This window comes from Luteolibacter sp. AS25 (assembly GCF_046736275.1).
Lineage (GTDB): Bacteria > Verrucomicrobiota > Verrucomicrobiia > Verrucomicrobiales > Akkermansiaceae > Luteolibacter.
In genome coordinates, this window is record NZ_CP151837.1 from 1484684 (window position 1) to 1509692 (window position 25009).

At 55.1% G+C, this 25009-nt stretch carries 18 protein-coding genes; 12 read left to right on the forward strand and 6 right to left on the reverse strand.

Annotated elements, in window-relative coordinates; genetic code table 11:
• Positions 1-5 precede the first annotated feature (5 nt).
• Genes AAGA79_RS06895 through AAGA79_RS06905 form a run of 3 tightly spaced genes read left to right on the forward strand, consistent with a single transcriptional unit; the run spans position 6 to position 4998 of the window.
• Positions 6-1088, forward strand: coding sequence for a ComEC/Rec2 family competence protein (locus AAGA79_RS06895; RefSeq protein WP_411828038.1), 1083 nt, complete (start codon positions 6-8; stop codon positions 1086-1088).
• Positions 1081-1812 carry a hypothetical protein gene (locus tag AAGA79_RS06900; protein WP_411828039.1) on the forward strand — a complete coding sequence of 244 codons (732 nt, stop codon included), beginning with the start codon at positions 1081-1083 and terminating at the stop codon, positions 1810-1812. The genes AAGA79_RS06895 and AAGA79_RS06900 overlap by 8 nt, the downstream gene beginning before the upstream one ends.
• A 51-nt stretch (positions 1813-1863) precedes the next feature.
• Positions 1864-4998, forward strand: a complete 3135-nt coding sequence (locus tag AAGA79_RS06905; RefSeq protein ID WP_411828040.1) for a type I restriction endonuclease subunit R — start codon at positions 1864-1866, stop codon at positions 4996-4998.
• 162 nt (positions 4999-5160) lie between these two features.
• Here AAGA79_RS06905 and AAGA79_RS06910 read toward each other — a convergent pair whose 3' ends face one another.
• Positions 5161-5622 (reverse strand): hypothetical protein, encoded by a 462-nt coding sequence (locus AAGA79_RS06910; protein WP_411828041.1) that lies wholly within the window; start codon positions 5620-5622, stop codon positions 5161-5163.
• Positions 5623-5871: 249 nt separating this feature from the next.
• Here AAGA79_RS06910 and AAGA79_RS06915 point away from each other — a divergent pair, with 249 nt between their 5' ends.
• The 7 genes from AAGA79_RS06915 (at position 5872) to AAGA79_RS06945 (ending at position 15007) form a co-directional block, all read left to right on the forward strand.
• Positions 5872-6327, forward strand: a complete 456-nt coding sequence (locus tag AAGA79_RS06915; RefSeq protein ID WP_411828042.1) for a CopG family ribbon-helix-helix protein — start codon at positions 5872-5874, stop codon at positions 6325-6327.
• A gap of 10 nt (positions 6328-6337) precedes the next feature.
• A complete protein-coding gene (locus AAGA79_RS06920) occupies positions 6338-7063 on the forward strand; it encodes an urea amidolyase associated protein UAAP1 (RefSeq protein WP_411828043.1) in 726 nt (241 codons plus the stop codon).
• A complete protein-coding gene (locus tag AAGA79_RS06925; RefSeq protein ID WP_411828044.1) occupies positions 7060-7686 on the forward strand; it encodes an urea amidolyase associated protein UAAP2 in 627 nt (208 codons plus the stop codon). The genes AAGA79_RS06920 and AAGA79_RS06925 overlap by 4 nt, the downstream gene beginning before the upstream one ends.
• A gap of 263 nt (positions 7687-7949) precedes the next feature.
• Complete coding sequence (uca, locus tag AAGA79_RS06930; protein WP_411828045.1) at positions 7950-11516, forward strand: urea carboxylase; 3567 nt, start codon at positions 7950-7952, stop codon at positions 11514-11516.
• 6 nt (positions 11517-11522) lie between these two features.
• Positions 11523-13271 carry an allophanate hydrolase gene (gene atzF / locus AAGA79_RS06935; RefSeq protein ID WP_411828046.1) on the forward strand — a complete coding sequence of 583 codons (1749 nt, stop codon included), beginning with the start codon at positions 11523-11525 and terminating at the stop codon, positions 13269-13271.
• Between the two features lie 48 nt (positions 13272-13319).
• The gene (nadA, locus tag AAGA79_RS06940) at positions 13320-14255 is read left to right on the forward strand and encodes a quinolinate synthase NadA (RefSeq protein WP_411828047.1); all 936 of its coding nucleotides are present in this window, start codon (positions 13320-13322) and stop codon (positions 14253-14255) included.
• A gap of 134 nt (positions 14256-14389) precedes the next feature.
• On the forward strand, positions 14390-15007 hold the full coding sequence (locus AAGA79_RS06945; RefSeq protein ID WP_411828048.1) for a prepilin-type N-terminal cleavage/methylation domain-containing protein: 618 nt from the start codon (positions 14390-14392) through the stop codon (positions 15005-15007).
• Between the two features lie 6 nt (positions 15008-15013).
• On the opposite strand, the gene AAGA79_RS06950 is transcribed toward AAGA79_RS06945, so the two are convergent.
• Complete coding sequence (locus tag AAGA79_RS06950; protein ID WP_411828049.1) at positions 15014-15874, reverse strand: DUF817 domain-containing protein; 861 nt, start codon at positions 15872-15874, stop codon at positions 15014-15016.
• Between the two features lie 46 nt (positions 15875-15920).
• Positions 15921-18062, reverse strand: a complete 2142-nt coding sequence (locus tag AAGA79_RS06955; RefSeq protein WP_411828050.1) for an AMP-binding protein — start codon at positions 18060-18062, stop codon at positions 15921-15923.
• A gap of 184 nt (positions 18063-18246) precedes the next feature.
• Here AAGA79_RS06955 and AAGA79_RS06960 point away from each other — a divergent pair, with 184 nt between their 5' ends.
• Complete coding sequence (locus AAGA79_RS06960; RefSeq protein WP_411828051.1) at positions 18247-19335, forward strand: homocysteine S-methyltransferase family protein; 1089 nt, start codon at positions 18247-18249, stop codon at positions 19333-19335.
• A gap of 132 nt (positions 19336-19467) precedes the next feature.
• The gene (gene metH, locus AAGA79_RS06965) at positions 19468-22221 is read left to right on the forward strand and encodes a methionine synthase (RefSeq protein ID WP_411828052.1); all 2754 of its coding nucleotides are present in this window, start codon (positions 19468-19470) and stop codon (positions 22219-22221) included.
• Between the two features lie 9 nt (positions 22222-22230).
• Here metH and AAGA79_RS06970 read toward each other — a convergent pair whose 3' ends face one another.
• The 3 genes from AAGA79_RS06970 to AAGA79_RS06980 are packed head-to-tail and all read right to left on the reverse strand — an operon-like array spanning position 22231 to position 25007.
• Positions 22231-23154, reverse strand: coding sequence for a sll0787 family AIR synthase-like protein (locus tag AAGA79_RS06970; protein WP_411828053.1), 924 nt, complete (start codon positions 23152-23154; stop codon positions 22231-22233).
• A 9-nt stretch (positions 23155-23163) separates the two neighbouring features.
• Positions 23164-23730 (reverse strand): MSMEG_0567/Sll0786 family nitrogen starvation N-acetyltransferase, encoded by a 567-nt coding sequence (locus tag AAGA79_RS06975; RefSeq protein WP_411828054.1) that lies wholly within the window; start codon positions 23728-23730, stop codon positions 23164-23166.
• 20 nt (positions 23731-23750) lie between these two features.
• Positions 23751-25007 carry an MSMEG_0569 family flavin-dependent oxidoreductase gene (locus AAGA79_RS06980; RefSeq protein ID WP_411828055.1) on the reverse strand — a complete coding sequence of 419 codons (1257 nt, stop codon included), beginning with the start codon at positions 25005-25007 and terminating at the stop codon, positions 23751-23753.
• Between the last annotated feature and the right edge of the window lie 2 nt (positions 25008-25009).

Genomic DNA, 25009 nt, shown 5'->3' on the forward strand with positions numbered 1-25009 from the left:
ATACTATGGAATACGAAATTGATTTTCTGCCAGTCGGCGAAGCCTCAAAGGGCGGCGACGCCATTTGTTTCAGATTTTGGAGTGATTCAGTCCCACAATTTGTCGGAGTGATAGACGGTGGGACCCGATCTTCCGGTAAGGCTTTAGTCGAACACGTCCAGAAATATTACGGGACAAAGCGTGTCGATATGGTCCTAGCGACACACCCGCACACAGATCATGTCTCGGGATTAGTCGATGTTCTTGAGGGTTTGGACGTGCAGCTCCTAATGATGCATTTACCATGGAAGCATGGTGAAAATATTCGTCATTTGTTCCAAGATGGCCGTGTTACGGGTAAAGGGATCAATGACCGCGTTCAGAAGGCGATGCAGCAAGCGCACGATCTGTTCAAAATGGCAGAAAGGTTAGGTATTCCGGTAGTGGAACCATACGCGGGCGGATGGTCTCCATCTCCCCATATTCGTTTTATTGGCCCCACACTTGATTTCTATCGACAGCTTCTTCTCGAATACACCTCGACGCCTGCCTACAGCGTATCTGCCACAATAATTGAAGGCTTGAAGGCTGCCGGAGAAAAAATGCTCAACTGGGTTGCCGAACATTGGGAAAACGAGTCTCTTATTGATCCAATCGAAGGGACAAATGCCGAAAATAACTCTTCGACAATAACGCTCTTGGAGTTTGGTGATAAGCGCCTGTTATTCACGGGTGATGCTGGAGTGCCTGCCCTTGAACACGCTTGTGATAATGCGGGTCAACTCGGCATTCCCTTACAGCAATTCAGCTTTGTTCAAATTCCCCATCATGGAAGCAAGCGGAATGTAGGACCCACTATCCTCGATCGCCTTCTTGGTTCCAAGGATAGTCAAGCTGAAGGGCGATATTCGGCAATCGTGTCCGTGCCTGTTCAAGGAGAGCCAAAACATCCTTCGCGCAAAGTGACAAACGCTTTCAAACGACGCGGTGCGAAAGTAATAGCTACAAAAGGCACTTCGAAGTATCACCATTCCCCCGGTACTCCCGCCCGAGCGGACTGGACAACTGTAGAGCCCCTTCCTTTTTATACGGAGGTGGAAGATGATTGATTTTGGATCACTTGTTTCCGATTCCTACAATCGGAAGGCTAGACTATATCCAGCAATTTTGGTGATTGCTCCTATCGCGGCGGCCTTCATCGCCATTCGTCCGGAAGTCATTCAAAGCAACGAAGCTTGGGTTTTTGCTCCGATTGCAATTCTGGGCAGTTTCCTCCTGACTCAATTGGTTCGCGACGCGAGTAAAAAGCGGGAGCCGTATTTATTCAACTCATGGGGAGGGATGCCCTCTATTGTGGTCTTGAGGCATCGCACAAACTTCATCGATAGCCTTTCCAAGGCACGTTATCACTCGAAGCTTCTTGCGTTGGTTTCGAACACATCCGCTGTATCCGAAACGCAGGAAGCTGAAGATCCTACCGGAGCAGATGCAACATATGCTGCGTGGTCAGAGTTTTTGCGGAACAAAACTCGCGATACTAAAAAATTCCGCATTTTGTTCTTAGAAAATATTAATTTCGGATTTCGCAGGAACACATGGGGAGCCAAATTTTTAGGAGTTTGCTCGTCTGTAGTCGCTATGGTCTCAGCTTCGTTGGTGATGTGGCTCCGGTTTGAAGAGGTGGGAGAAGTCGAAAATCTGAGTATCGGTGCTTTAGCCGTTACTTTTTTCCTTGCCGTCTTTTGGGTGTTTATCGTTCGGACAGATTGGGTGAAACAAGTGGCATTTCTTTATGCACGCCAATTAATCGTTTCTGTCGACGAGTTGGATTAAAGTAAGCTTACCAGTTCCTAATGATTTAATTCTCGTAAGCTTAAGTAAACAATGTCCGCCTACACCGAAGACCACCTAGTCGAGCAACCCGCGATTCAGCTTATGCAGCATGAACTGGGGTGGGATGTGATGAATTGCTTCGGTGAGTGGGTTGGGGGAGTGAGTAATCTCGGGCGGGAGGGGAAGCGGGAGGTGGTTCTGACGGGGCGGCTGAAGACGGCGCTCCTTGCGCTGAATCCGGATCTGCCGGAGGAGGCGATTGATGGGGCGGTGGAGGAGCTTTCACGGGATAGGACGGCACTGAGCTTGGTGGAGGCGAACCGGGAGATAGCCAAGCTGCTGAAAGGTGGGGTGACGGTGAAATTCCCCGATAAGGAGAATGGCGGGCAGCGGGTGGAGGTGGTGGCTGTGATCGATTGGGAGGTGCCGGAGAACAATGATTTCCTGCTGGCCTCGCAGTTCTGGGTGGCGGGGGCGCTGTATCTGAAACGGCCGGATCTGATCGGTTTCGTGAATGGATTGCCGCTGGTGCTGATGGAGCTGAAAGCACCGGGCGAGAATGTGCGGCAGGGTTACGACAAGAACATCGCGGACTACAAGGGGACGATCCCGCAGCTTTTCCACTACAACGCGATGATCATCGTATCCAACGGGGTGCAGAGCAAGATCGGCAGCCTGACGGCGAAGTGGGAGCACTTCGGGGATTGGAAAAAGGCGGTGAGCGAGGAGGAGGTAGCTGACATTTCCCTGAACACCCTGCTGCGCGGGACTTGTGACAAGGGGCGGCTGCTGGATCTGGTGGAGAACTTTTCCCGCTTCTCCGATGAGAAGGGGAAGACGCAGAAGCTGGTGGCGAGGAACCATCAGTTCCTGGGGGTGAACCGCGCGGTGGAGGCGCTGAAGCAATCGAAGGACGGGAGAATAGGCGTTTTCTGGCACACGCAGGGATCGGGGAAGAGTTACTCAATGGTGTTCTTCGCGGAGAAGGTATTCCGCAAGATCGCGGGGAACTGGACGTTTGTGGTGATTACGGATCGGATGGAGCTGGATAGGCAGATTTCCGATACTTTTGCGAACTGCGGGGCGGCGAACGGCAAGAACTCGAAGGCGACGAGCGCGAGTCATCTGCGGGAGCTGCTGACGGCGGATCACCGGTATGTGTTCACGCTGATCCATAAGTTCCGCACGGAGCCGGGGACGTTGCATCCGGTGCTCTCGGAGCGGGACGACATCATCGTGCTGACGGATGAGGCGCATCGCAGCCAATACGATACGCTGGCGATGAACATGCGCACGGCGCTGCCGAACGCGAAGTTCGTGGCATTCACGGGAACCCCGCTGATCGCCGGGGAGGAGAGGACGCGGGAGGTTTTTGGCGAATACGTGAGCGTCTATGATTTCAAGCAGTCCGTGGAAGACGGGGCGACGGTGCCGCTCTTCTACGAGAACCGGACGAAGGAGCTCGAGATCACGAATCCGGAGCTGAATGAGGAGATCTACCAGACCATCGAGGACGCGGGGCTGGACGAGGATCAGGAGGAAAAGCTCAAAAAGGCGCTTGGACGAAACTACCATCTCATCACCCGCGACGACAGGCTGGACGAGGTGGCGAAGGACATCGTGCACCATTTCCTGAACCGCGGCTACCAAGGCAAGGCGATGGTGGTATCCATCGACAAGCTGACGACCCTGCGGATGTATGAGAAGGTCAAGGCGGAGTGGAACGCGGAGACGGAACGGGTGAGCGCACGGCTGGCGAAGATGAGCCCGCTGATGCCGGAATACACAGAGCTGAACGCGCGGCTGAAAAATCTGGTGGAGACGGATATGGCGGTGGTCGTCTCACCGGGGCAGAACGAGATCACGGAGATGGCGGCGAAGGGATTCGATATCCTGCCGCACCGGGAGCGGATGGTGAAAGAGGATCTGGAGGAGAAGTTCAAGAATGCTGAGGACAAGTTCCGCCTGGTCTTCGTCTGCGCGATGTGGCTCACGGGATTCGATGCGCCGAGCTGCTCGACCCTCTACCTCGACAAGCCGATGCGCGGTCACACACTGATGCAAACGATCGCCAGGGCGAACCGGGTGTATGGCGACAAGGTGAACGGCCTGATCGTGGATTACGCGAATGTTTTTCAGGAGCTGGAAAAGGCGTTGGCAATTTACGGAGCGGGTGGTAGCGGCGGCGAGCTGCCAGTGAAGGACAAGACGGAGTTAGTGGAGGCACTGAAAATTGCGCTGGAGCAGGTGACGGAGTATTGCCGGAAACAGAATGTGGATCTGGCGGCGATTCCTACCGGAGATCATGTGGTTTTCTTCAATGCGGTGGACCAGTTGATGCGCACGGACGAGGTGCGGGATGAGTTCCTTGGACAGACGAATGATGTCGCGAGACTCTACAAGGCGGTAATGCCCGACCCTATCATACCGGAGCTTGCACCGAAGGCGCAGTTAATCGCGGAGCTGGCGAAGACGATACGGGCACAGAAGGATCCGGTGAACATCGCGGAGGTGATGGAGCAGATTTCTGGCGTGTTGGATCACTCTATCTTGACGGCGGTGAAGGATGAGCCGGGTGCTCCTGCGAAGACGATTGATCTGAGCAAGATCGACTTTGAGGTGCTGGCGAGGAAGTTCGAGAACAGTAAGACGAAGAACATCGAGACGCAGCAACTGCGGGCGTTGATAGAGCGGAAACTGGACAACCTGATCCGTCTGAATGCGAGTCGGTATGATTTCCTTGACCGTTTCCAGAAAATGATCGAGGCATACAACAACGGGGCTCTGAGCATCGAACAGTTGTTCGCGGATCTGGTGACGTTCACGCAGGATCTCAGCGAAGAGGAGCAGCGGCATTTGCGGGAGAATGTCAGCGAGGAAGAGCTGGCGGTGTTCGATATCCTGACAAGGCCGGGGCCGGATCTTTCCCCGCAGGAGACGGAAGCGATCAAGAAGGTCTGCAAAGACCTATTGGCAAAGCTGAAGACGGAGAAGCTGGTGCTGGAATGGAGAACGAAACGCACGACGCGTGCGGCGGTGCGGGTGGAGATTGAGAAGATGCTAGATTCGGGGTTGCCGGAGAAATATACCTCGGAGCTTTTTGAGACGAAGTGCGGGGCGCTGTTCCAGCATGTGCTGGAGAAGTATCCGGAGAGCGGGGAGAGTGTTTATCGGGAGGTTGGGTGACGCTTTTTGTCGGTTGCCGGGGTTGTGCCGGCGCCCGAAGGACGCCGCTCCTTGGGTGGGAAGGTGGGCGGAGGTTATGGAGGGCTTGGGTTGTGCAACGGGGTTACAAACCCCTTCTCCATATTAGGGGATGCAATGTTCAAGGGGGGGATTGCGATCTGCTCACCCTCCTACGCTATTATGAGTGAAGACTTCTGTGGGCTGGAAGGGGAGGTTTACGATTATGGCGGATTTGGTGGATTCCATGGTATCGCCAAGTGAGCTGTGGGATACGTGAATTTTTGTGCCTTGGAAGGTGACATCGTAAGAGCCGGTTCCTCCGTGGCCGTATAATGCTCTGACCAGGTAGGGTTTCATTCCCTGGGGGCAGGTGAAGTAGTGGCCGGTGAATCGTTTGGCGGATTTCTCTGTGAGTTCGATAAACTTCTCTTCACGGAGTCTGAGATAGATGGCGATGCCGGCCTGAGAGGTTACGACCTCGTATTGTTGTTCTTGAGGTAGTTTTTCCCATTTCCTCCACTCCCAGCCAGGTGGAACTGTATACCAGGTAGGATCCGGTGATTCCTCAGCTGCATGTGAAGTGAATCCGCAAAGTAGGAATATTACTATGGGTAGGTATTTCATTGTTATTTGGGGTTTAAAACTTTGGTGGTCAAAGAATAAAAGCGGTTTGATCCAATACGAATTTAGGGGCGGGTGCAGTAGTATTTATATGTTTTAAGGTTATTGGTGAGCAGTGGAAGACTTGGGTTTTGTGGTTGTCCGGCAGCGGAACGCAGCCGCTCCTTGGGGTGGGTTGCCAGGGTTTGAGTGGTGAGTGTGACGAAAATTAAAATACTTCATACTTGGCCCGTGTTTTGCTAGTTCGGGGGGGTGGCAAAGAATGATGGCAATGATAGTTTGAAGCGGGTGACGGTCTCCATGACGGAGGAGACGTTTCAGGCGCTGGACAGGGTGGTGAAGGAGCGGGGGTTTGATAGCAGATCCCAGGCGATCTCCGAGATGATCCATGCGCAGGCGGCGCAGCATCTGAGCAAGATCGGATCTCAGGTGATGGCGGGGACTTTATCGCTGGTCTATGACGAGTCCAAGAGTGCGGTATTGCGTGATCTTTCACGGATCTGCCGGGAGCATGTGACGGAGGTGATTTCCTCCCAACATATACTGCTGGAGGGGGATCATGTGCTGGAGGTGATCCTGATGCAGGGGCCGGCGAAGCGGCTGCGCGATGTGACGAACAAGCTGGTGACCTGCAAGGGGGTGAAGAGCGCGAATCTGACACTGACACCGAACCTGATCCCGCCGCTGCATGCGAAGGGTGGTAAATAGGAATTTCTATATGAATACTTCAATCTACAAAATCGAACTAAGCTGTGCCGGTATGTGGTCCAAGGTGCTTGGCAAGGGCAAGGTCCTGAAACTGACGGATCTGGAAGGTGGGGCAAATGTGGGGATGATGCTCTACAATGCCCACGAGCGCACGGAGCGCTACAACATGCCGGATACGCTGAAGGGGCAGCAGGTGTTTTTCATGGAGAAGGGGCTGTGCCTGCACACGGATATGGGGCGGCTTATCGCATCGATCATTGATGATACGGTGGGTTGGCACGATACGGTGTGTGGTGCGACGGACGCGGCGGAGGTGAAGGCGAAATACGGTGAGCTGACGTATCAGGACGGTAAGAACGACTGGTATAGGAGCGGGTTTGAGTGCTTCATGATCGAGCTGGCGAAGTGGGGGATGGGCGAGAAGGATCTGATGCCGAATCTCAACTGGTTCAGCAAGGTGGTGACCGATGAGGAGGGCGGACTCTCCTATGTGCCGGGCAATTCAAAGGCTGGCGACAGTGTGAGCCTGCGGATGGAGATGGATACGCTGGTGGTGCTGAATACGTGCCAGCATCCGCTGGATACGGAGGGGGAATATCTTTCCAAAAAAGTGCTGCTGGAGGTCTCCGAAGGGGAGCCGGTGGCAGACGGGGACGCGTGCATTATTTCCCACCCGGAGAATGGCAGGGCGTTCCAGAACACGTGCGATTACCAAGAACTCAGCAAGGGATTATGAAAGAGAGCGAATTGATTACGGAAGCAGCGGGGTATCGGTCGGTGATCGGTGCCGGGGACTACTGGTGGAAGGAGATCAAAGCCGGAGAGACGTTCCGGATCCATGATCTGGAAGGAAACCAGGCGGCGGATACGTTGTTTTTCCGGGCGGGAGATCTGGCGGAGAGATACTCGGCCAGTGATACGATCAAGAAGCAGGGCGCGCTGTATCTGAGTGCTGGCTCGAAGCTGATTTCGAACCGTGGAAATGTGCTGCTGGAGATCGTGGCGGATACGTGTGGTCGTCATGATACGGTGGGTGGTGCGTGCTCCCGCGAGAGCAATACAATGCGCTACGCTCTGGAGAAGGAACCAATGCATGCGTGCCGCGATAGCTTCATCCGTGGTGTCCAGGAAATGGGCGGCGGGAAGGTGGATATCACCTGCAATATCAATTTCTTCATGAATGTGCCGGTGACGCCCAAGGGTGAGCTGAGCTTTGCGGATGGGATTTCCGCGCCGGGTAGGTATGTGGAAATGCGTGCGGAGATGGATGTGATGGCTTTGATTTCAAATTGCCCGCAGCTGAACAATCCGTGCAATGGGTGGAATCCTACGCCGGTGGAGGTGTTGGTATGGAAGTGAGTAGTGATCAGTGCCGGGTGATCAGGAAGAACGGGCCAGTCGGGCTCGGGTTTAGTGGTGTCGCTCTGGCAGGAGTATCTGGTTTTCCGGGACTTGGTGGTTTTTACCGCGGAGACGCGGAAGCTGGTGAGGTCCGCAGGGCCGGGGGTTCTGGATTTCTGGGTTTTTTTCCCAATGCTTTTGGGGGACTGAATTCCGGGGTCCGGGCTCTGGGCGAGGGCTTTGAGTTTTTGAGTTAGATAAATTTTAAGGAGATTTTTGTTATGTTTGAGAAGGTATTGATTGCGAACAGGGGTGAGATTGCGGTGCGGGTCGGTAGGACTTTGCGGGATCTGGGGGTAAAGGTGGTGGCTGTTTATTCGGAGGCGGATCGTGAGGCTCCGCATGTGCTGGAGGCGGACGAGGCTTACCTGCTGGGGGCCGGGCCGGTGGATCAAAGTTACTTGAATGTGGAGAGGATCCTGGAAGTGATCGCGGAGAGCGGTGCGGGTGCGGTGCATCCGGGCTATGGCTTGCTGAGCGAGAATGCGGACTTCGCGGACAAGTGTGAGGCTGCGGGCTGTGTTTGGCTGGGACCTACGGGTGCTTCGATGAGGGAGTTTGGCTTAAAACATACGGCGCGTGATCTGGCGACGGCGGCCGGTGTGCCGCTTTGCCCGGGGACGGGGCTGGTGGGTAGCCTGGAAGAGGCGCTCACGGAGGCCGAGGGTATTGGTTTTCCGCTGATGCTCAAAAGCACGGCGGGTGGCGGCGGGATCGGGATGGAGATCTGTAGATCCATGGACGAGCTGAGAGCGGCCTTCGAGAAGGTGGTAAGGCTGGCGAAGTCGAACTTCGGCGAAGCGGGGGTATTTCTGGAAAGGTTTGTGGAGAGTGCGCGGCACATCGAGGTGCAGATCTTCGGCGATGGCGAGGGCAAGGTGCTGGCTTTGGGTGAGCGCGATTGCTCCGCCCAGCGGCGGAACCAGAAGGTGGTGGAGGAGACTCCGGCACCGGGGCTGACTGCGGGGATGCGTGAGGAGATTTTTGCCGCAGCGGTGCGCTTGTGCGAATCTCTGAAGTATCGCTCCGCGGGGACGGTGGAATTTCTCTTCGATAAGGTGCGGGAAGAATTCTATTTCCTCGAAGTGAATACCCGGCTGCAGGTGGAGCACGGGGTGACGGAGTTGGCCACCGGCGTGGACCTGGTGGAGTGGATGGTGAAACTGGGTGCGGGAGATAGTCCGATCGCGGGGATCGACAAGGTCGAAGCGAGTGGCGCTGCGATGGAGGTGCGGGTGTATGCGGAGGATGCCTCGAAGAATTTCCTGCCGAGTGCGGGACTGATCACCGAGGTGAAATATCCCGAGGGTGTGAGGTGTGATGGATGGATTTCCGCAGGGACAGAGGTGAGCACATTTTACGATCCATTGCTGGTGAAGGTGCAGGTGAAGGGGGCGGACCGTGCCGAGGCGTTGCGCAACATGGCGGCGGCCTTGTCGGAGACGAAGATCGGCGGGATCCGGACGAATCTGGATTACTTGCGGCAGATCATCGGCAGTGAAGATTTTCAAAAAGGCGGTGTGAGCACGAAGTGGCTGGACTCGCTCAAATTCAGTGCGCGGATCGTGGAAGTGCTGCGTGGCGGCACGATGACCACGGTGCAGGATTGGCCGGGCAGGATCGGCTTCTGGGATGTGGGTGTTCCGCCATCCGGGCCGATGGATTCGCTGGCGTTCCGTCTGGCAAATAGCCTGGTGGGCAATGCCGATGATGCCGCGGCACTGGAGTGCACGATGATGGGGCCGAGTTTAAAATTCGGGTTCGACGCGGTGATCGCGCTGAGCGGTGCGGACATGGGGGCGAAGCTGGATGGCGTGGCTATTGCCACCGGAGTAGGGGTGGAGGTGAAATCCGGCCAGGTGCTGGAGATGGGGAAAGCGGAAGACGGGTGCCGCGGGTATCTGGCTGTTTCCGGAGGGATCGATGTGCCGGAATATCTGGGCAGCAAATCGACCTTCACGCTCGGGCAATTCGGCGGACACGGAGGGCGGGCCCTGGTGGCGGGCGATGTGCTGGAGATCGGCGAAGTGGGCACCGGACTCGCCGTTGCGGGGGAGAGGGAAGAATTTATCTACGATGGGAACTGGGAGATCGGCGTTCTATACGGACCGCACGGTGCACCGGACTTTTTCACGGAGGAAGATATTGTGACGTTTTTCGAAACGGAATGGGAGGTGCATTTCAACTCCGCGAGGACGGGTGTGCGCTTGATCGGACCGAAGCCGAAGTGGGCGCGGAAAGACGGTGGTGAGGCGGGGCTTCATCCATCGAACATCCATGACAATGCCTATGCGGTGGGAGCGGTGGATTTCACTGGAGATATGCCGGTGATTCTGGGGCCCGATGGTCCGAGTTTGGGAGGATTCGTTTGCCCGGTGACGATCATCGAGGCGGAGCTATGGAAAGTGGGGCAACTGAAGCCCGGCGATAAGGTGAAATTCAGCCCTGTGGGGATGGATGCAGCACGTGAGCAGGCGGCGAAGGTGGAGAAATGGATCGAAACCGGGGGCGCGTATCCTGTTTTACCGAAGGGTGAGACGGAGGATATGGTGATCGCCCGTGGTGAGGTGCAGGGCGAGGATGTGGTGATACGCCGTGCAGGGGATGAGTATGTTTTGCTGGAGGTGGGGGAAATGGTGCTGGATCTGCGTCTGCGGTTCCTGGTGCATTTGCTCTACGAGTGGATCAAGGGAGAAGAGCGGGTAGGATTTGTGGATGTGACGCCGGGGATTCGCTCGCTGCAGGTGCATTACGATCCATGGGAAACCTCCGAGAAGGATGTGGTGGCGCTGATGCTGCAGGGGCTGAAAGAGCTGCCGGCACTGGAGGACGCCGAGGTGGAAAGCCGTGTGGTTCACTTGCCGCTGGCGTGGGATGATCCGAGCACACAGGTGGCAATCGAGCGCTACATGAAGGGCGTGAACGCCGATGCGCCGTGGTGCCCGAGTAACATCGAGTTTATCCGCAGGATCAATGGACTGGATAGTATTCAGGACGTGAAGGACATCGTCTACTCAACCGAGTATCTGGTGATGGGTCTGGGTGATGTGTATCTGGGCGCGCCGGTGGCAACGCCGCTGGATCCGAGGCACAGACTGGTGACCACGAAATACAATCCCGCGCGGACCTGGACCCCGGAGAATGCGGTGGGCATCGGCGGCGCATATCTCTGTATTTACGGGATGGAGGGGCCGGGTGGTTATCAATTTGTGGGACGCACCACGCCGATCTGGAACAAGTATCGGGAGACCGAGGTGTTCACCAAGCGGTGGTTGCTGAGATTTTTCGACAGGCTGAAATGGGAGGAAGTTTCCCCTGAAAAGCTGCTGGAACTGAGACGGGAGATCCTGACCGGGGAATTCGTGCCGAAGATCGAGGTGGAGAGATTCAAGCTGGGGGACTATCTGGCATTTCTGGAAGAAGAGGCCGGATCGATCGAGGAATTCCGTCTGCATCAGCGGCAGGCCTTCGCCGAAGAGCGGCAACGCTGGGAAGAGGCGGGGCTGAACCTGGTGGACATGGAAGAGGCCGAGGTGGTGAGCGAGGAAATCGAGCTGCCGGATGGTTGCGTCTTTGTGGAATCGCCGATGATGGGCAGTGTGTGGAAGGTGGAAAAGGAGGAAGGCGATGAGGTTTCCGAAGGGCAGACCGGCCTGATTCTGGAAGCGATGAAAATGGAAATGGTCGTCCCGGTGCCGAAGGCCGGGAAGGTTGTGAAAGTGCTGGTTTCGCCCGGAGCGATGGTAAAGGCCGGCGATGCGCTGATGATTGTGAAAACGAACGACTAGGATTTTATGAAAACGATAGGAGAATTTCAGGCGGCGTATGCCGGTGGGCGCGAGGTGGTGGAAGTTTTGCGCGAGGTATGGGAGGCGATCCGCGATGTGGATGATGATGGAATTTTCATTTCGAAAATGAGCTGGGAGGCGGTGCTGGCCCAGCTGGAAGGGGTTGATAAATCCGCTCCGCTATATGGTGTGCCGTATGTGGCGAAGGACAATATCGATGTGGCGGGACTGCCGACGACGGCGGCTTGCCCGGAGTTTTCCTATGATCCTGAGGAATCCGCGACAGTGGTGGAGCTGCTGCGCGGGGCCGGGGCCGTCTGTTTCGGGAAAACGAATCTGGATCAGTTCGCGACAGGGCTGGTGGGCGTGCGGACTCCGTATCCGGTGCCGAAGAATCCTTTCGATGAGAACTATCTGCCGGGTGGCTCGAGTTGTGGATCGGCTGTGGCGGTTTCGAGGGGGCTGGTGCCTTTCTCCCTGGGAACGGACACGGCGGGCTCCGGCAGGGTGCCGGCTGCGTTTAATGAGCTGGTGGGACTGAAGGCGACGCGTGGCTATCTTTCGACCAAGGGATTGGTGGACGCTTGCAAATCGCTGGACTGTATTTCGGTCTTTGCAAATTCCTGTGGGGATGCGGATCTGGTGTATCAGGTGACGGCGAAACAGGATCGTGAAGAGGCATGGAGTCGCGAAGTAGTGCCGTTTTCCAAACGGATTGGCGGGGAATTCCGTTTCGGTGTGCCGAGAGCGGAGGATCTGAAGTTTTTCGGCTGGGAAGAGGCTGGTGACTTGTTTCGCGGTGCGGTGGAGAGATTCGAGGAGCTGGGCGGAACTCCGGTCGAGGTGAGCCTGGAGCCATTCATGGCGGCGGCGCGTCTACTGTATGAGGGGCCGTGGGTCACCGAGCGTTTCGTGGCGATCAAGGACTTCCTGAAGGAAAAGCCTGAGTCAGTTTTTCCGGTGACGAGGGGGATCATTGAGGGTGGTGAGGCACCGTTGGCGAGCTCGTTGTTCGAGGCGCAATATAAGATGGCGGACTGCAAGCGGCTGGCGGATCAGGCGATGGAGGGATTGGCGTTTGTGATCACTCCGACGACGCCGAGAAACTACACGGTGGACGAGGTCGCTGCCGAGCCGGTGAAGCTGAACTCCATTCTGGGGACGTATACGAATTTCATGAATCTGCTGGATTACTGTGCGGTGGCGCTGCCGGCGGGTAGATATGACGGACGGCTGCCGTGGGGTGTGACGATTTTCGCGCAAGCGGGGATGGATCGCGGACTACTGGAGATCGGCGCGAGATATGAGGGGCTGAACGGCAGGGATGCCGGAGGAGATTTTACAGGTGCCTTCGACGAGGTGCAGGTGGCGGTTTGTGGAGCGCATCTGGATGGGATGGCGCTGAACTGGCAGCTACGGGATCGGGGTGCGAGCCTGGATTTCGTATGTAGGACAGCGGATTGCTACAGGATGTATCTGGTGCCGGAAGGCGGCGGACTGCCGGAAAGACCGGCGCTGATCCGTGTGGGCGATGGAGAGGGCGTGGGGATCGAAGTGGAAGTCTGGTCGATGACCAGGGCCGCTTTTGGCGATTTCGTATCGAAGATACCGGGGCCTCTGGGTATCGGGAAGGTCTTGCTGAAGAACGGGAACGAGGTCAGTGGCTTCATCGCCGAGCCACGGGCTGCGATCCGTGCGCGGGATCTGAGTGAATTCCGTGGATGGAGAGGTTATCTGGATTCCAAGGAGGGGTAGTTCGGGATTCGATCTTGCAACTTATGCCTTCAGTGCGGAGATTTGCCCATGCAAGTTGCCTTGGACCTTAAGGAGGAGATTCTAGAACTCAAACGCGAGCGGAATGCGATCATTCTGGCGCATAACTACCAGACCGGAGATATTCAGGATGTGGCGGATTACGTGGGGGACTCTCTGGGCCTGGCGTATCAGGCGAAGGCAACGGATGCGGAAGTAATCGTTTTCTGCGGTGTGCATTTCATGGCGGAGACCGCGAAGATTGTGAATCCGACGAAAACCGTGGTTCTTCCAGATAAGGATGCTGGTTGCTCGCTGGAGCAATCCTGCCCGGCGGACCAGCTGGAGGCTTTCCTGAAGGAAAATGCCGAGAAGAATTATTATGTGATCGCCTACATCAACTGCTCCGGCGGAGTGAAGGCTCTGTGCGATGTGATCTGTACTTCGGGAAATGCGGTGAAAATCGTGAACCTGGCACCGGCGGATCGGCCGATTCTTTTCGTTCCCGATGCGAATCTGGGTGCGTGGGTGATGGAGCAGACCGGTCGCAAAATGGATCTTTGGCAGGGTGCCTGTTATGTGCACGTGGAGTTCACCCGTGACTCGATCAATGGCATCAAGGAGGAGTATCCGGATGCGCTGGTAGTGGCTCATCCGGAGTGCACCCAGGCGGTAAGACTTCTGGCGGATGAGGTATGCTCCACTGAGAAGATGGTGGATTACTGCAAGAATGCGCCGGTGAATGATATCATTGTAGTGACGGAGAGCGGGATGCTGCACCGTCTGAAACGCGAGTGCCCGGATAAGAATCTGATCCCAGGGCCAACGGATCGTTGCGCTTGCGCGGACTGCCGCTACATGAAAATGAACACCATGGAGAAGCTGCGGAACTGCCTGCGTGATCTAAGCCCAACCGTCGAGATGGACGAGGAAACCCGGAAACGTGCGGAGCTCCCACTTCTGCGGATGCTGGAGCAGTCCAAGTAAGCTCGAAGCCGACGAAATGAATTGATCCTGAAAAATCAGGTGGTAACTTCACAATGCATTGTAAATGCAGTCCTGCGGTGTATCTGAAGGATTGCAGGCGATCATATATACATAAATAAACTCCATAATACTTCATGAAAAACCCAATGAAACAAAGTTTGCCGAAAGGCTTCACGCTGGTAGAGCTACTGGTGGTCATCGCAATTATCGCGGTTCTGGCAGCAGCTGGATTTGCCGGCGGTAAAGCAGCGATGAACAAGGCGAAGAAGGTAACGGCGCAAGCGACCGCTACTTCGATTGCCGCGAACATCGAGTCCTTTTACTCCGATTATTCCGCGCTTCCAGGCGGTGATGAAAGTGATTCCACCGTTTATAATACCACGAGTGAAGCTGGTCTTGCGATCCTGAACATCCTCGCAGCGCAGGATGACAATGAGGAGAATACACGCGGGATTCGTTATCTGACTGTAAAGGATGCGAAGAGCTCGGGAAATCCACGGGACGGTGCCACTTATAACACCAACAACGAAATTACCGGTCTCTACGATCCATGGGGTGAGCCTTATTACTTCCAGATGGATTCCGATTATGATGAATCTCTCATCGTGACTCCTGGTAGCTCAGGCAGCGGTTCGAACATCACTGTCCAGATGTCCGACAGCACTCTGCGTGGTAAGCGTTCGGCGGTTTGGAGTCTTGGAACAGACGAAGGCGGTGAAGCTGATGCCAGCACAATCGCCAGAACCTGGTAATTTCCATCAGACCGATTTCCCGGGGATAACCTTCTCCGGGCCTTTTACTCCCAGCCGGCCTTCCAGCTGGCGTAGGGAGTAAATCAAAATAAAAGAAAGCTGCATGAGAAGATACCATGCGGTGAATTTGGAGATGGAAACCATTTCCCAGCCGGCCTTCTGATTCGGATATTGCCAGGCACGGGCGAGGGTCCCGACGTTTTCGGCGATCCAGATAAAGAAAGCTACGAGGCAGAAACCAAAAATAAGGGGCATTTTCAGCTCCATTTTTTTTGGCTTAAAATGGATGACTGTTTTCCAGAATGCGATGGCACCACCGATGATGAGCGGCCAGCGGATATCGGGAATATAGTGATGGGTAAAAAAATTCGCGTATGCGAGAACGGCGATAATCCCCGCAATCCATAGAGGTGGAAAACCAGTGAAACGGAAGTGGAAGCCACGCCATGCGCGGGCCATGTAGGAGCCGACGGCGGAATACATGAATCCAGTGAAGAGAGGGACATTTCCGATGCGGAAGAAGGAGCTTTCCGGGTAGGCCCAGGAACCGATGGATTCGGAAGTTTTGAACAGTTCCATGCCCGTTGCCATGAGGTGGAAAAGGAATATGACGCAAATTTCCCGCCATGATTCCAGCTTCAGCGCAAAGAGGGCCAGCTGGATACCAACTGCGTAGATGACGAGGAAATCGTAGCGTGTGAGCGGGATATCCGGGTAATAGACACTGGTGGCGAGGATGCCCAAAAGCAAAAGGGCTCCGAAGAGACAAGCCCACGCCTGCTTCAGGCCAAACCAGAGAAACTCGCCAACCGGGGCGGGCAATCGATTGATCTGGTTCTCCAGATGAGTGACGGGAGATGAAATCAAGTCTCGTGCTGTTGGATTGCCCGCGCGCTTCGAATTCAGAGGTCGATCAGCCCTGGGTGGCCAACTCCTGACAGGTTTTCATATCTAGCTTGCCGGAGGCGAGAAGCGGTATTTCCTCAACAGGGACGATAATCTTCGGGCACCAAAGGGAGGTGAGGCCCTCATCGAGGAGCTTGTAGCGGAGATCGATGCATTCCTGTTCGAGTGCATTGCCAGCAATCGTGGAGAGAAGAATAATGGCTTCGCCTTTCTGTGGATCAGGGATGCCGACGATGGCAATTTTTCTTTCCGTTTCACCATCAAGGCCGAGGACTTTGTTAATGGCTCCTTCGATGGTTTCGTGCGGGACCATTTCACCGGCGATTTTGGAAAACCGGGAGATACGGCCTTGGATGTGGAGGAAGCCGTCTTCATCGAGCATGCCGACGTCGCCGGTTTTGAACCAGCCGTCATCTGAGAGGACCAGCTTGGTCTTTTCCACATCGTTGAGGTAGCCGGGGAAGATGTTTGCCCCTTTCATGATGATGATTCCCGGCTGATCGAGAGGGACTGATTTCTCGGTGGCGGGATCGATGAGTCTCACGGCGATGCCTGGAAGCAGCTGGCCGACGGAACCGTTTTTACGGGCAGGGAGAGAGTGGGTTTTCTCCTGATCCGTGGGTGTTGGGAGATTGACGTTGGTGGCGGGTGAGGTCTCGGTGAGGCCGTAGCCCTCAAGTGGACGAACGCCGAATTTATCCTCGAATGAGTCCGCGAGATTCTGCGGAAGTTTCTCCGCGCCGGTGACAACGAGCTTGAGCGACTCCAGAAGGACTGGATCGATGCGTTTCATATAGCCACGCAGGAATGTAGGGGTGGCCAGCAGGACCTTGATGGTATGGAGGGAAATGAGCTCCGCGAGCCGTTTCGTTTCCATCGGCGACGGATAGGTGATCAGATTGATACCTTCGATAATCGGATACCAGAGGGTGACGGTGCAGCCGAAGGAGTGGAAAAGAGGGAGGCAGCCCAGGATGGATGCATCGCGGCCGATATCGAGGCGGGAGGCAAACTGGGTGACGTTTGCCAGAACATTCCTGTGGCTGAGCGGGACGCCTTTTGGCTCGCCCGATGATCCGGAGGTAAAGAGAAGGATTGCCTCGTCGCCATCGCGGCGTTTGTTTAGCCCGAGCATGCCCGCAAGAACGGGGACGGGCAGAACCCTCGAGAGAAACGCCCATTTCACGATGTCTTTTTTAAGCTCGGGAATGGTGCGTTCGATGAAGATGATATCGCGATTTGGCGGCCAAGGAAAACCGGAGACCTTGCGCACAAAAGCATCCGCTGTGATAAAGCGATCGACATCCGCCTGGCGGATGGATGAGCGGACAGCTGTGTGGGATGCTGTGAAATTGAGGTTTACCGGGATTTTCCCGGCGAAGAGGACTGCAAGGTTCGCGATGAGGCCGCCTTTTCCGGGTGGAAGGACGATGGCAACGCGTGGTTTGTCTGTCTCTTCCTTGATGTGCTTCGCAAGTGCGAGAGCGACGGGGAGAATCTTGGAAAAGTTGAGGACCGCATCGTCCGAGCCGTCGATGAGCTTGTTATTTGGATTGTTTTTGAGCCCGTGGAGGAGCGCGGTAGCGAGTGATCCCTTGAGGATGGAGCGGGTGGAATAAGCCTCCTCGAAGGCTTCCAGTAGGCTTGTCTGAAATTCCGGGAGACTTGCTTTGCTTTCAGGAATCGGTTTCCCAAAGCAGATGACGCTATCGGGAAGTGAGCTGCGTTTCTCGATACTGAGGCAGGATTCCTGCGGGCAATCGATCGCGATTGGAAGCGTGGCAAGGCTGAAGGCGGCGAGTGTCTTCAGATGAGATGCCGGTATGTGGACAGCGGTGGCGGGACGGGCGGCGGAGTTTCCCGGGACGAATAGAAGGATGTCCCCGCCTTTGATGAACCCTGCGAATTCTTTGCCCGCGGATGCCGGGTTTTTATCGGCGATGGAGAACATGGCTCCGTTGCCTGATTTCTCCATATGAGCGCGTAAATTTGGCTCATGATGATCGTTTTCCTCAATGAGGTAGGTGATTTTCCTGTCTGCGAAATGTTGCTCGAGTTGCTGTAGCTGATGGAGATTGAGGCGGCCGGGGATGGCGAGAAATCCGGTTTTTGGGATGCGGTCCGGGTGTAGAACTTGTGTGGCAGACATGTGGTGAAATTTACTGGAGGCTTTGATGAGGTTTTTTTCCGGCTGTGGCACGGATTAATTGCGCTCTTGGGTGTATTATTATGTTCTATAGCGAGGCGTGGAAATACTTTCGTTCGTTTATCATCATATCTTGATTTGATGATTTGAAACTTGAACGAGATTGTCTGAGGGCTAGGTTCGGGGCATGTCGCAGCCGGATTTTACAGCAGAGATCGAGAAGAGTCTTGAGGAACGGATTTTGGTGCTGGATGGGGCGATGGGCACGACGATCCGGACCTACGGTCTGGATGAGGCGGCGGCGCGTGGTGAGAGATTTGCAAAGAACGAGAAGGATCTTCTAAACAACGGGGATATTCTTTCGATTACAAATCCGGAAGTGATCGCGGATATTCACAAGCAATTCTATAACGCGGGGTCGGATATCTGTGAAACAAACACCTTTTCGGCCACTGGGATCGCGCAGAGTGAGTTCTTCGTGGAAGATCCGCGGGAGAAGGGTGGGCGTAAGGATCCGGAGTTTTTCCAGAAGATTCTGGAGGACGATTTCCTCAATGAGCTGGCGTGGGAAATGAATGTGAAAGGCTCCCAGCTTTGCCGGAAAATGGCAGATGATGTGGGCACGGATACCGGGGTGAAGCGTTATGTGGCTGGAGCGATCGGGCCGCTTACGGTTTCCCTGAGTAACTCGCCGGATGCGGAGGACGCCTCGTTCCGGGTGGTGACATTCGATCAGGTGCTGGAGGCTTACCGGATGCAGGTGAGGGGGCTGATCGAGGGTGGATGTGATATTCTGATGATTGAGACGATTTTCGATTCGCTCAATGCAAAGGCGGCTGCGGTGGCGGTGCAGGAAGTTTTTGACGAGGATAAGGTCAAGCTGCCGGTGATAATTTCCGCGGCGGTGGGTCTGGGTGGGGAAACGATGATTTCCGCGCAGAAGGTGGAGGCGTTGTGGAATGCGTTCATGCATGTGAAGCCGCTGGCGATCGGGTTGAACTGCTCGCTGGGTCCGGATCTGATGAAGCCGTTTCTCGAGGAACTATCGGACGTGGCTGGGACTTATGTTTCCGCTTATCCGAATGCCGGATTGCCAAATCCGCTGGCACCGACGGGTTTCGATCTGGAGCCGGTGCATATGAAGGATTATATGAGGGATTTCGCGCAGGGTGGCTTGCTGAACTTCGCGGGCGGATGCTGCGGGAATACTCCGGAGCACGTGCGTGCGATTGCGGAGGGAGTTAAGGGCGTGGCGCCTAGGAAGGTGAGGAGATGAACGGTTTTCACCGCGTCGAGCGAATGTGCCAACTGGCATAGACGGTAGGAAAAGTATCGCGTATAAACATTTTTAGATAAAATTCAGATTTGGCTTGGGCTTTCATTGAGGCCAGGCGGTTAAAATTTCATTATGACAGACATCAAACCAGCACTCAGGCTTTCCGGTACGGACGCTTTCAATCAGGACGACGACAAGGGATTCCTGATGATCGGCGAGCGGACGAATGTGGCGGGATCTCCACGTTTCGCGAAGCTAGTGAGGGAAGGGGATCTGGAGGCGGCGATCGAGGTAGCGCGTCAGCAGGTGGCGAATGGTGCGAGCGTGATCGATATCTGCTTCGACGATGGCCTGATCGACGGGAAGGCGATGATGGCGAAGTATTTGGATTTCCTGCAAGGAGAGCCAGACGTGGCGAAGGTGCCGATCATGGTGGATTCCTCGAAATGGGAGATTCTCGAGGAAGGGCTGAAGCATTTGCAAGGCAAGGGAATCGTGAATTCCATTTCCCTGAAAGAAGGTGAGGAAATCTTCAAGAAGAACGCCAGGCATATCATGAAATATGGTGCTGCGGTGGTAGTGATGGCTTTTGATGAGAAGGGACAGGCTGCGACGTATGAGGAGAAAATCCGGATCTGTGAGCGGGCTTACCGGATTTTGGTGGATGAGGTTGGATTTAATCAGAACGACATCATTTTCGACCCAAACATCCTGACAGTGGCGACGGGGATCGAGGAGCATAACAATTATGCGCTGGATTTCATCAACGCCACGCGCTGGATTAAAGAGAATTTACCCGGTGCAAAGGTATCCGGCGGTGTCTCGAATATTTCGTTTTCCTTCCGAGGAAACAACAAGGTGCGCGAGGCTATGCACTCGGCTTTTCTTTACCATGCGACGAAGGCCGGGATGGACATGGGCATCGTCAATGCGGGGATGCTGGAGGTCTATGATGAGATTCCAAAAGACCTGTTGGTATGTGTGGAGGATGTCTTGTTGAACAGAAACGACGAGGCGACCGAAAGTCTTCTCGATCTGGCGGAAAGCTACAAAGGTGTAGGCGGGAAGAAGGTAGAAGAGGATCTCTCCTGGCGCGAGCAGCCTGTCGAGAAGAGGCTGGAGTATGCGCTACTGAAAGGAATCGACCGTTTCATCGATGGAGATACAGAAGAGGCTCGGGTGAAATACGCAAGACCGCTGAAAGTCATCGAAGGGCCACTGATGGACGGAATGGGAGTGGTCGGAGATCTTTTCGGCGCCGGGAAAATGTTCCTGCCGCAGGTAGTGAAATCCGCGCGGGTGATGAAGAAGGCTGTGGCATGGCTTTTCCCATATATGGAGGAGGAAAAGGCGGAGAATCTGGCTGGTGATATTGCTGCAATTCTCGAGAAGAACCCTGGAATGACAGATGACGAGGCGCTGAAGGTGGCAGAGCGTGGTAATTCCGCGGGTCGATTCCTGATCGCGACCGTGAAGGGCGATGTTCACGACATCGGTAAGAACATTGTGGGTGTGGTGCTTTCCTGTAACGGCTTCGAGGTTACGGACATGGGGGTAATGGTCTCTTGTGATAAGATTCTGGATAAAGCCGTGGAAATCGGAGCGGATGTAATTGGGCTTTCAGGTTTGATTACGCCATCGCTTGATGAAATGGTGCACGTGGCGAAGGAAATGGAGCGCAAGGGCTTCAAGGTGCCGTTACTGATCGGTGGTGCGACAACTTCCGCTGCCCATACCGCGATCAAAATCGCGGAGCATTATTCGGGGCCCGTGGTGCACGTTTTGGATGCATCGCGTTCGGTGCCGGTGACGACTTCGTTGCTCTCGAAAGACGGTCATGATAATTTTGTGAAAGAGCTTCGCGAGAAGCAGCAGAAGGCGAGGGATAATTTCCTCGGCGGTCCGAAAAAAGATGTGATCACTCTCGAGGAAGCTCGTGCGGCGGGTCCGAAGATCGACTGGGATTCCTATGAGCCACCTGTTCCTAGTTTCCTGGGAACGAAATCGGTGACACCGGAAATCGGCGAACTGGTTGAGTATATCGATTGGACACCTTTCTTCCATGCGTGGGAGCTTCGGGGAGTGTGGGACCGGGAGAAAAAGGTGCTAAAAACCCGGAACGAGGGTGGTGCCGCCGAGGCCAAGAAATTATACGTGGAAGCGTGTGAATATCTGGAGAAATTGATTTCCGAAAAACGCCTGCAGGCACGGGGTATCTACGGATTTTTCCCTGCGAATTCAGATGGTGATGATATCACCGTGTGGAACGAAGATGGTTCGGAAAGAGCAAAATTCCACACCTTGCGCCAGCAACTTAAGAAGACATCAGGAAAACCGAATGTCGCGCTCTCGGACTGGGTGAAACCTACGGCGAAGGATCACATCGGAGGTTTTGTAGTCGGTATTCACGGAGCCGATGAGTATGCGAAGGAGCTGGATGCTGCGAACGATCCATATGGTTCGATCATGGTGAAAGCGATTGCGGACCGCTTGGCGGAGGCGTTTGCGGAGAAACTCCACCATCAGGCACGGATGGATTGGGGTTACGAGGCTGAAGGTGAGCTTACGAAGGACGCGCTCATCCACGAAAAATATCAGGGAATTCGTCCGGCACCGGGTTACCCCGCGCAGCCGGATCATACCGAGAAGCCGATTCTATTCGAGCTAATGCAGGCGTCGGATTCAACTGATGTTTACCTCACCGAGAGCTGTGCAATGCACCCGGGGGCTGCGGTCTGCGGATTGTATTTCTCGCATCCGGATAGTCACTACTTCGCGGTTTCCGATCTGCAGAAGGATCAGGTGGAAGACTACGCGAGACGGAAGGGAATGACTCTGCAAGAAACCGAGAAATGGCTGGGGCCATGGCTTGGATATGCGAACTAACAGCGTTCGCTAGATTACAAATTCCGTTTCGTCGCCATCTTTGAGATGGATTCCAGGTGTTTCATCAATCGTTCCGATTGGTTGGAAAGTAATGCCGTGAGCTGCGAAGATTTCGTTGGTTTCAAGCAGGTGTTCGGGAGCTATAGCGAGCAGGTAGCCATAACTGGGAAAACTGACGAGCCATTTCTCCCAATCGACTCCTACTGGTTTCGGGACATCCGCGAGATTGATAGTGGCGCCGACTTCCGAGCATTCGCATAGCATTGCGAGGGTGCCGATGATGCCGCCATTGCTGATGTCCTTGCCTGCTTTGCAGAGTTCTTTTTCCGCGATCTCGGGTAGAAGTGAGATGATTTTCCGAAGGTGCTCCGGAGTGGCGGTGGTGGAGGCGTTCCAGAAAGGTTTATCGGCACGGTAGGCCCCGTTCATATCGATGGCGAAGGTCAGGAGGTCTCCCGGCGATGCATCGAAGCTGGTGATCAGGTGGTCTCCCGCGTGGCCGATGATGGATGCTGCCAGTGCTGCGTTTCCCTTTGCTGTCTTTGTGGTGTGGCCTCCTACGATCGGGACGCCATAGGCGAGGGAGGCCGCGCTCATGCCTTCCCAGATTTTTTTTGAAAGCTCCTCGTCGGGGGTCCAGAGCACATCGGTAATGGCGATGGGAGTGCCGCCCATCGCTGCGATATCGGAGATATTCACCATGATGGCGGAGTAGCCCGCGAACCATGGATCATCGACCACGAAGGATTCGAGCATGCCCTCTGCGGCGAAGAGAAGGTGGCCGGAACCGGTGGGATTCGGGATGGCGGCTGTGTCATCGCCGAGTGGGATGTTGCCTGAGAGGCCTTCAGCATTTCCATAGGCCAGGTGAATGTTTGCTTTTTCAACAACTACCGGGTGAGTCGCGAGAAAACTGGCCAAATCCGATAACATGAGCGGATTCTAAGCAACCTTGGCGGCTGGTTGGTAGTAGGAAAGGTCTGCCCTCATTTTTACGTGTTTCAAGCCGTGTAGGGTAATTTCCTCAAGTGGCTCCCAGTGCAGGCGCTGGAAGAAGCGGGCGTTCTGGTGCTGGACGGTTGCCAGGAATTCATCGCATCCGATGGCCGCCGCGGTGGAGACGGCTTTGTAGATAAGCCCAGCCCCGAGTGCACCGAGACCGTGGTAGCAGGGCTGGAGATTCCGGACGGCCACTCCCGGGCTGAAATGGCGGATCCTGCGAAAGTCCTTCGCCACGCCGAGGCGGGAACCATACCAGACGCCCGGCTTTCGCTCATCAATGCGGACCGCGCCAGCGAAACTGTCTTCCATTCCCGCGATGAGTGTTTTGCAAATGATGGGGATCATGGCTTCGTCGTGAAGATCCCGGTCATCCTTTTCAAAAACTCCCTGCTCTTCGCAGAAAATGTCACGTCGGACCTGAAAGAAGCCATCAAGGTCTTCCGGGGTGGTGGCGATTTTGAAGACGAAATCGTGTGGGCTGTAAGTAGGGAAACGTTCGAGGATCATGACTCTTTCTGGTTAGTTTTTCAGGCGGTGACGGGTTCTTTGAAATTTGCTGCGATTTTGTTCGCGATGAATTCCGCGTCTTCGGCGATTCCCGAGAAACGTGCTGAGCCCCAGGTGTTCAGCCAGGGAAGGCCCAGGAAATACATTCCGGGAATGGCGGTGGTTCCCCGGTTTGTTTCAGGGAATCCGCGCATATTGAAGATGGGTAGATCGATGAATTTGAAATCAGGGCGGAATCCAATACACCAGATGATGGAGGTGATATTGTTTTTGGAAAAATCCAGCTCGGTCGGTTCTGTTTCCGGCTCCCAGACCGGGGTATAGTGGGATTCTTCCGGTGCATCGATTCCAGCGGTGGCTATGTATTCGTCGATGCGCTTGCAGATTCCGTTGTATGATTTATCGGCGGCGGCGAGTTTTTGGGAGATATCCTGCCTGAGTGTGAATTTCTCGTGATCGATTCCTTCGGCAAAGCCGTAGAGTTTTACGCCTTCCAGTGCGAACTGGCGTAGGTCGATTTCGTGCCCTCCGTCACGGCCGGTAAGGTAGTGATTGGTTCCGGAAAGTGCCTTCGCCTGATCCGGGTGTTCTGAGAAAGTGGTGAGGTAATAGCCCATTTCCTCCAGCCAGGTGACCGCGTCCTTCCCGCGGTAGCGGCGCGGTGAGCGGGGGGCATTGCCAAGGCAGAGATGAACTTTTTTCCCGGTAAGGTGGAGGTCCTCCATGATTTGGACGCCGGATTGACCGGAGCCGACGATGAGAGTTTCTCCCTCGGGGATCTGTGAGGGACGCTTGTAATTCACGGAGTGGATCTGCTGGATGTGATCCGGGATCAGGTCCGCTCCTTTCGGGAGAAAAGGGGTGTGAAAGGAGCCGATTGCGCAGATGACGTCTTCGCAGTGCCAGAGCCCGTGAGTTGTCTGGACCTCGAAGTAGCCTTGGTTTTTACGGACAGAAAGAACGGAAACCCCCTCCCGGATTGGAGGGTCAAAGGATTTTGCGTAATTTTCCACGTATTTCACGATCTCATCCTTCACCATGAAACCTTCCGGGTCATCGCCGGTGTAGGGATGGCCGGGTAGGCGGCATTGATGGTTCGGGGTGACGAGGCAGAAAGTATCCCACCGCTCCTCGCGCCAGGCGTGACCGATGCGATTTTTTTCGAAGATGATGTGGTCGGAGATTCCGCGCTGCTTGAGATGATAGCTTGCGGAAAGTCCTGCCTGGCCGCCTCCGATAATGATGACGGAGGTGAAGTTTGGTTCGTGAAATGGCACGG

Coding starts and splice junctions, on each gene's coding strand:
- AAGA79_RS06895 (WP_411828038.1), top strand. CDS start 6: ATGGAATACGAAATTGATTTTCTGCCAGTCGGCGAAGCCTCAAAGGGC.
- AAGA79_RS06900 (WP_411828039.1), top strand. CDS start 1,081: ATGATTGATTTTGGATCACTTGTTTCCGATTCCTACAATCGGAAGGCT.
- AAGA79_RS06905 (WP_411828040.1), top strand. CDS start 1,864: ATGTCCGCCTACACCGAAGACCACCTAGTCGAGCAACCCGCGATTCAG.
- AAGA79_RS06910 (WP_411828041.1), bottom strand. CDS start 5,622: ATGAAATACCTACCCATAGTAATATTCCTACTTTGCGGATTCACTTCA.
- AAGA79_RS06920 (WP_411828043.1), top strand. CDS start 6,338: ATGAATACTTCAATCTACAAAATCGAACTAAGCTGTGCCGGTATGTGG.
- AAGA79_RS06925 (WP_411828044.1), top strand. CDS start 7,060: ATGAAAGAGAGCGAATTGATTACGGAAGCAGCGGGGTATCGGTCGGTG.
- uca (WP_411828045.1), top strand. CDS start 7,950: ATGTTTGAGAAGGTATTGATTGCGAACAGGGGTGAGATTGCGGTGCGG.
- atzF (WP_411828046.1), top strand. CDS start 11,523: ATGAAAACGATAGGAGAATTTCAGGCGGCGTATGCCGGTGGGCGCGAG.
- nadA (WP_411828047.1), top strand. CDS start 13,320: ATGCAAGTTGCCTTGGACCTTAAGGAGGAGATTCTAGAACTCAAACGC.
- AAGA79_RS06945 (WP_411828048.1), top strand. CDS start 14,390: ATGAAAAACCCAATGAAACAAAGTTTGCCGAAAGGCTTCACGCTGGTA.
- AAGA79_RS06955 (WP_411828050.1), bottom strand. CDS start 18,062: ATGTCTGCCACACAAGTTCTACACCCGGACCGCATCCCAAAAACCGGA.
- AAGA79_RS06960 (WP_411828051.1), top strand. CDS start 18,247: ATGTCGCAGCCGGATTTTACAGCAGAGATCGAGAAGAGTCTTGAGGAA.
- metH (WP_411828052.1), top strand. CDS start 19,468: ATGACAGACATCAAACCAGCACTCAGGCTTTCCGGTACGGACGCTTTC.
- AAGA79_RS06970 (WP_411828053.1), bottom strand. CDS start 23,154: ATGTTATCGGATTTGGCCAGTTTTCTCGCGACTCACCCGGTAGTTGTT.
- AAGA79_RS06975 (WP_411828054.1), bottom strand. CDS start 23,730: ATGATCCTCGAACGTTTCCCTACTTACAGCCCACACGATTTCGTCTTC.